Origin of the sequence: Paraburkholderia ginsengisoli NBRC 100965 (assembly GCF_000739735.1) — a bacterium.
Lineage (GTDB): Bacteria > Pseudomonadota > Gammaproteobacteria > Burkholderiales > Burkholderiaceae > Paraburkholderia > Paraburkholderia ginsengisoli.
Genome location: NZ_BBJF01000013.1, coordinates 70,546 through 76,545 on the forward strand (window position 1 = coordinate 70,546; position 6,000 = coordinate 76,545).

At 67.2% G+C, this 6,000-nt stretch carries 6 protein-coding genes; 5 read left to right on the top strand and 1 reads right to left on the bottom strand.

Features of this window, described 5'->3' with window-relative positions:
* Positions 1–448: 448 nt before the first annotated feature.
* Entirely contained in the window at positions 449–1,447 is a 999-nt protein-coding gene (locus BGI01S_RS20775; protein ID WP_042327893.1) for a 2-hydroxyacid dehydrogenase, read from the top strand.
* A gap of 20 nt (positions 1,448–1,467) precedes the next feature.
* On the opposite strand, the gene BGI01S_RS20780 is transcribed toward BGI01S_RS20775, so the two are convergent.
* Positions 1,468–2,112 carry a plasmid fertility inhibition factor family protein gene (locus BGI01S_RS20780; protein WP_042327894.1) on the bottom strand — a complete coding sequence of 215 codons (645 nt, stop codon included), beginning with the start codon at positions 2,110–2,112 and terminating at the stop codon, positions 1,468–1,470.
* An 86-nt stretch (positions 2,113–2,198) separates the two neighbouring features.
* Here BGI01S_RS20780 and BGI01S_RS20785 point away from each other — a divergent pair, with 86 nt between their 5' ends.
* The 4 genes from BGI01S_RS20785 to BGI01S_RS30855 form a co-directional block, all read left to right on the top strand.
* Positions 2,199–3,011: a crotonase/enoyl-CoA hydratase family protein gene (locus BGI01S_RS20785; RefSeq protein WP_042327895.1), complete on the top strand. Its 813-nt coding sequence runs from the start codon at positions 2,199–2,201 to the stop codon at positions 3,009–3,011.
* Positions 3,012–3,205: 194 nt separating this feature from the next.
* Positions 3,206–4,372, top strand: coding sequence for an MFS transporter (locus tag BGI01S_RS20790; protein WP_042327897.1), 1,167 nt, complete (start codon positions 3,206–3,208; stop codon positions 4,370–4,372).
* Positions 4,373–4,489: 117 nt separating this feature from the next.
* On the top strand, positions 4,490–5,650 hold the full coding sequence (locus BGI01S_RS20795) for an MFS transporter (protein ID WP_042327898.1): 1,161 nt from the start codon (positions 4,490–4,492) through the stop codon (positions 5,648–5,650).
* A 136-nt stretch (positions 5,651–5,786) separates the two neighbouring features.
* Positions 5,787–6,000, top strand: a 214-nt coding sequence (locus tag BGI01S_RS30855) for a hypothetical protein (protein ID WP_217997659.1), incomplete at its 3' end; no start/stop codon positions are given.

Consider the following 6,000-nt stretch of genomic DNA (forward strand, 5'->3'; position numbering starts at 1 on the left):
CGGCCGCTGGCGGAGAGCCAGAAGAAACGCGGTTATGACGAGGGAATGGCGCAATAGTCGGCGTGGCAGGCGCGTCGAGCCGCTGCGACGGTACAGCAATATTTTTCCGCTAGCTCGACAGTCACGCTTTCCTCGCGAATTCACCTAACGCTGTGAAAAAGACATAATCTGCGGATGGCCAATTTCTTGCAGCATGATCCGACATGCTTTTCAGGACGGCCTTTAATAAATATTGTAGATTGGCACCCCTGTCAATATTATTTTCATTTTCAGCAAGTCAACTTCACGAAACACGATCGTCAGTAAAGCGAATGGAAGTTGGCATAACGTAGTAACTGCCCGCCGCCGACTATCTGAAAAGGGTAACTTATACTGACCTGACCGGCCCGGTCCCACGCGCCGTGAGTCCGCCTCCTTCAACGCCGGCCCGCTTATTCGGAGTTCCGACATGCGCATGATCCTGTTCAGCAGCCGTCAGTACGACAGCGACTCGTTCGCCGAAGCGAATGCCGCCCACGGCTATGACCTGCACTTCCAGGAATCGCACCTCGATAGCGAGACCGCGATCCTCGCGCAGGGCTACGAAGTGGTGTGCCCGTTCGTCAACGACAACGTCGACGCCGCCGTGCTCGAACAGCTCCACGCGGGCGGCACGCGCTTGATCGCGCTGCGCTCGGCGGGCTTCAATCACGTCGACCTCGCGGCGGCCGAACGGCTCGGCATGACAGTCGTGAGAGTGCCGGCCTACTCGCCGCACGCGGTGGCCGAACACGCGGTCGGGCTGATCCTCGCGCTGAACCGGCGACTGCCGCGCGCCGCCGCGCGCACCCGCGAAGGCGACTTCTCGCTGCACGGGCTGCTCGGCTTCGATCTGCACGGCAAGACCGTGGGCGTGGTCGGCACCGGCATCATCGGCCGGGTGTTCGGGCGCATCATGGCGGGCTTCGGCATGCGCGTGCTCGCACACGATCCCGGCACCCCCGCCGACGACCTGCTCGCGCTCGGCGCTCGCTACGTGCCGCTCGACACGTTGCTCGCCGAGTCCGACATCGTCAGTCTGCACTGTCCGCTGTTGCCGGCCACGTACCATCTGATCGACGGCCCCGCGCTCGCGAAGATGAAACGCGGCGCGATGCTGGTCAACACCGGCCGCGGCGGGCTCGTCGAGGCGAATGCGCTGGTGAGCGCGTTGAAGGACGGCCAGCTCGGCCATCTCGGGCTCGACGTGTACGAGGAGGAAAGCGGGATCTTCTTCGAGGATCACTCGAACCTGCCGTTGCAGGACGACGTGCTCGCGCGCCTGCTGATGTTCCCGAACGTGATCGTCACCGCGCACCAGGCGTTCTTCACGCGCGAGGCGATGAACGAAATCGCGCAGACCACGCTCGGAAATGTCGCGGCGTGGCAGGCCGGCACGCCGCGTAATGCGGTGCATGTGGCGGGCTAAGGGTTGCGGCTATCACGCCCCTACTCCCCCTTCTCACTCACCGGCGGAACCGCGCGAATCGCGGTGCGGGCATCGTCGGCCGCGCCGCAGACTTCCCGCAGCAGCGCCGCCTCGCGCTCGTGCACTTCCACCGGACACCAGCGCGCGCCCGCATCGGCCAGATAGCGCGCGCGATGCTGGCCGTTGCGAAACGCCACCACGCCTTCGCGCTCAAATCCTAGCCACCCCAGCAAACCCGGCGCGCGACGCGTCGAGATCGTCACGTACGGCATCTGCGGGATGCGTTCGCTCGCCGGGTCGAGAAACTCGCGGATGCCGCGCACCTTGCCCGAATGCCATTCGGCGACCGGCTTCAGCACGTAGTCCGTGTTGTCGCGATCCGCGCAGACGAGCAGCTTGCGGATGTCGACCAGCACGACCTGATGCCGCGTGCCGTCGGTGACGAAGACGCGTTTCAGGCGCACATGGTCGTACCATGGATGCTCCTGCAGAGGCACGATCCAGACCGTTTCGGTGCACCCCGAAGGAAGTCCCGCGGGGAGACTGGCCGGCGCGGCGGCGGGCGATGAATTGGGCAAGGGCAAAGGCAGGCTCGATAAGCTGACGAACAAACGCCAGCGCGTGAATAGAGCGCTCACGCTACGAGTCGACTGTGAAAGAAGCATGACAGGCCACGGAATTAATTGCTCTGCATGAGCAGCTGTATACGCGCCCGACACGACGGGCGAGCCTGACCTTCAGATTAACGACGATGATAACCACCCAAAATTTCAATGAACACGTGCGCATCGAAGCCGACGACGACAGCGGCGTCGCCACCATCGTGCTGGAGCGGCCCGCGCGCCGCAACGCGGTCGACCGTCCGGTCGCCGATGCGTTGAGCGCCGCCTTCAGCCGCTTCGAAGCGGAGCCGGCCTGGCGCGCGGCGGTGCTGTTCGGCGCGGGCGGCACGTTTTGCGCGGGCGCGGACCTGAGCGCGCTCGCCGACGACACCCGCCGCAACGAACTGCACGCCGACGGCAGTGGCCCCGGTCCGATGGGCCCGACGCGGATGAGCTTCAACAAGCCGGTGGTCGCGGCGATCGCCGGCTACGCGGTGGCGGGTGGACTGGAACTGGCGGCGCTGTGCGATCTGCGGGTCGTCGAGGAAGCCGCGGTGCTCGGCGTGTTCTGCCGGCGCGTCGGGATTCCGCTGATCGACGGCGGCACGATCCGCCTGCCGCGTCTGATCGGGCTGTCGCGGGCGCTGGACCTGATCCTGACCGGTCGCGCGGTGAGCGCCGACGAAGCGCTCGCGATGGGTCTCGCGAACCGCGTCGTTCCGAAGGGCATGGCGCGTGTGGCGGCCGAGCGGCTCGCCGCCGAGCTTGCTGCTTTTCCGCAAGCGGCGCTGCTGGCCGACCGCCGCTCTGCGCTGGAAAACAGCACACTCGATGATCTCGCCGAGGCGTTGCGGCGCGAGGGCGCGGGCGGGTATCGGGCGGTATTCGAGGAAGGCGTCGCGGGGGCGGCGCGGTTTGTCGGCGGTGTCGGGCGACCTGGCGAGGGGGTCGAGAAGGGATGAGCGGTGCGATCGCGCGATCCGGGCGACTGCGGCTTTTTTACAAAAAACAACAACTCCGTTGACGCTCAGCAACGCGGTTTTGACTTAGGTAGAATCCCCTACTGCTTTCCCCTCGCACGGCGCCGGCGTTCTCGTCCCGAAAGCGCGCGCCTGCCGCACGACGTTCCCGTCGCGCCGATTCACGCTCCGCCACCATGCCTTTGCCCCTGCTTGCCCTTGCCGTCGCCGCGTTTGGAATCGGTACCACCGAGTTCGTGATCATGGGGTTGCTGCCCGATGTCGCGCGCGATCTGTCCGTGTCGATCCCGGCCGCCGGCATGCTGGTGTCGGCGTATGCGCTGGGCGTGACGATTGGCGCGCCGATCGTCGCGATCGCGGTCGCCAACATGCCGCGCAAGAAGGCGCTGATGAGTCTGATCGGCGTGTTCATCGTCGGCAATCTGCTGTGCGCGGTTGCGCCGAATTACGCGGTGCTGATGGCCGCGCGCATCGTCACCGCGTTCTGTCATGGCGCGTTCTTCGGCATCGGTTCCGTGGTGGCCGCGGGACTCGTCGCGCCGAACCGCCGTGCGCAAGCCATCGCGCTGATGTTCACCGGTCTCACGCTCGCCAACGTGCTGGGCGTGCCGCTCGGCACGGCGCTCGGCCAGGCGGTGGGCTGGCGCGCGACCTTCTGGGCGGTGACGGGCATCGGCGTCGCCGCAGCGGCCGCGCTCGCGGTGTGCCTGCCGGCGAAGATCGAGATGCAGAAGGCGAGCCTCGTGCGCGAATTCAGCGTGCTGAAAAATCCGCAGGTGCTGATGGTGCTCGGCATCAGCGTGCTCGCGTCGGCCAGCCTCTTTTCCACCTTCACCTACATCACGCCGATTCTCGAAGACGTCGCCGGCTTCACGCCCCACGCGGTCACGCTGGTGCTGCTGCTGTTCGGCCTCGGGCTGACGGTCGGCAGCACGCTCGGCGGCAAGCTGGCCGACTGGCGGCTGATGCCGTCGCTGATCGCGTTCCTGCTGGCGATCGTCGTGATCCTGACGGTGTTCGCCGGCACGATGCACGCGCAGATTCCAGCGATGATCACGATTTTCGTGTGGGGCATTCTCGCGTTCGCGATCGTGCCGCCGCTGCAGATGCTGATCGTCGATCGCGCGAGCCATGCGCCGAATCTGGCGTCGACGCTGAACCAGGGCGCGTTCAATCTCGGCAACGCGACCGGTGCGTGGCTCGGCGGCATGGCGATCGGCGCGGGCGCGCCGCTCACGACGCTGCCGTGGGTCGGCGTGGCGACGTCGATCGGCGCGCTGGCGCTGACGCTGTGGTCGGTGTCGATCGATCGGCGCGCGCAGCGGGTGGCGGTGGCGGGCTAGTCGCGGCGAGCTGAAGCCTCTTGCATCGAAGGGCCTCGCCATGACGCAGCCCCGTGCACCCAGCCGACCCCGCAGCGGTGCCAACGCCGCGTCAGCCGTAGTAGCATCCCGGCCGATATGAAAGTCATCTTCACCCGCGATTTCCTCGCCCTGATTCTCAGCGTCGCCGTCGTCGGACTCGGCAGCGGCGCCACGCTGCCCCTCACCGCGCTCGCACTGACGCAAGCCGGCTATGGCACCGACGTCGTCGGCCTGCTGACCGCCGCGCAAGCGGGTGGCGGCCTCGTCGTCGTGCCGGTGGCCGGCTGGATCGCGGCGCGCTTCGGCGGCCGTCAGGTGATCGTCGGCGCGGTGCTGGTGGTCGCGTTCGCCACCGCGCTGATGCAACTCACGTCGAACCTGTGGCTATGGGCGCTGCTGCGCGTGCTGTGCGGCGCGGCACTCATGCTGCTGTTCACGATCGGCGAGGCCTGGGTCAACCAGTTGGCCGACGACGCATCGCGCGGCCGCGTGATCGCCATCTACGCGACCAACTTCACGCTGTTCCAGATGTCGGGCCCGGTGCTGGTGAGCCAGATCGCCGGCTTCACGCAGGCGCGCTTCGTGATCTGCGGCGCGATTTTCCTGCTCGCGCTGCCGATGCTCGCCACCATCCGCGCGACGCCGCAAGCGTCCGGCGACGAGCACGCGGCGCACGGCGGCTGGCGCCATGTGCTGCCGCAAATGCCCGCGCTCGTGATCGGCACCGGATTCTTCGCGCTATTCGACACGATCGCGCTGTCGCTGCTGCCGCTCTTCGCGATGTCGCATGGCATCACGAGCGAAGTGGCGGTGCTGTTCGCGTCGGCGCTGCTGCTCGGCGATACGACGATGCAGTTTCCGATCGGCTGGCTCGCCGACCGGCTCGGCCGCGAGCGTGTGCATATCGGCTGCGGGGTGGTGGTCGTCGCGCTGCTGCCGTTGCTGCCTTGGGCGATCAGATCGCCGTGGCTATGCTGGCCGCTGCTGTACGTGCTCGGCGCCGCCGCGGGCGCGATCTATACGCTGTCGCTGGTCGCTTGCGGGGAGCGCTTTCGCGGCGTCGCACTGGTGTCGGCGAGTTCGCTGGTGGGCGCGTCGTGGAGCGCGGCCAGTTTCGGCGGCCCGCTGGTTGCCGGCGCGCTGATGAAAGGCGTCGGCAACGACGCGATGGTCGGCGTGCTGCTGTTCGCGGCGCTCGCGTTTCTCGCCGCCGCATGGTGGGAAAAGCGGCGCGCGCCGCTGCGCGCTATTGGGTGAAGGAGGCTGACGGCTGCGCGTTCGAAGCAGTCTCTTGTAGCGGGTACGCTTGGTGCTAATCTTGATTCACATTGCACGGCACTTCGCTGCACGGCCCATGCTTCATGGCGCCGCCGTCCGCAATGGGGAGTCCGTCATGCCATCTCTGCATACCCCCCACCGCTTCTTCCTGCTGAGCGTCTTGATCGTGCTGAGCGCCTTCCTGTTTGCAGATTGCGGAGGCGGCGGAGGGGGTGGCGGCGACAGCGGAACAACGAGCGGCGCGGCAGGCAGCGGCGGCGCCTCCGGGGCGGGCGCGACGGGCGGCGGCAGCGGCTCCGCGAGCGGCTCGGGCAGCACCGGTAGCGCAG

Bases quoted from the DNA above. Each gene is read 5' to 3' on its own strand.
- BGI01S_RS20790 (WP_042327897.1), top strand. From the start codon at position 3,206: ATGCCTTTGCCCCTGCTTGCCCTTGCCGTCGCCGCGTTTGGAATCGGT.
- BGI01S_RS20775 (WP_042327893.1), top strand. From the start codon at position 449: ATGCGCATGATCCTGTTCAGCAGCCGTCAGTACGACAGCGACTCGTTC.
- BGI01S_RS20795 (WP_042327898.1), top strand. From the start codon at position 4,490: ATGAAAGTCATCTTCACCCGCGATTTCCTCGCCCTGATTCTCAGCGTC.
- BGI01S_RS20780 (WP_042327894.1), bottom strand. From the start codon at position 2,112: ATGCTTCTTTCACAGTCGACTCGTAGCGTGAGCGCTCTATTCACGCGC.
- BGI01S_RS20785 (WP_042327895.1), top strand. From the start codon at position 2,199: ATGATAACCACCCAAAATTTCAATGAACACGTGCGCATCGAAGCCGAC.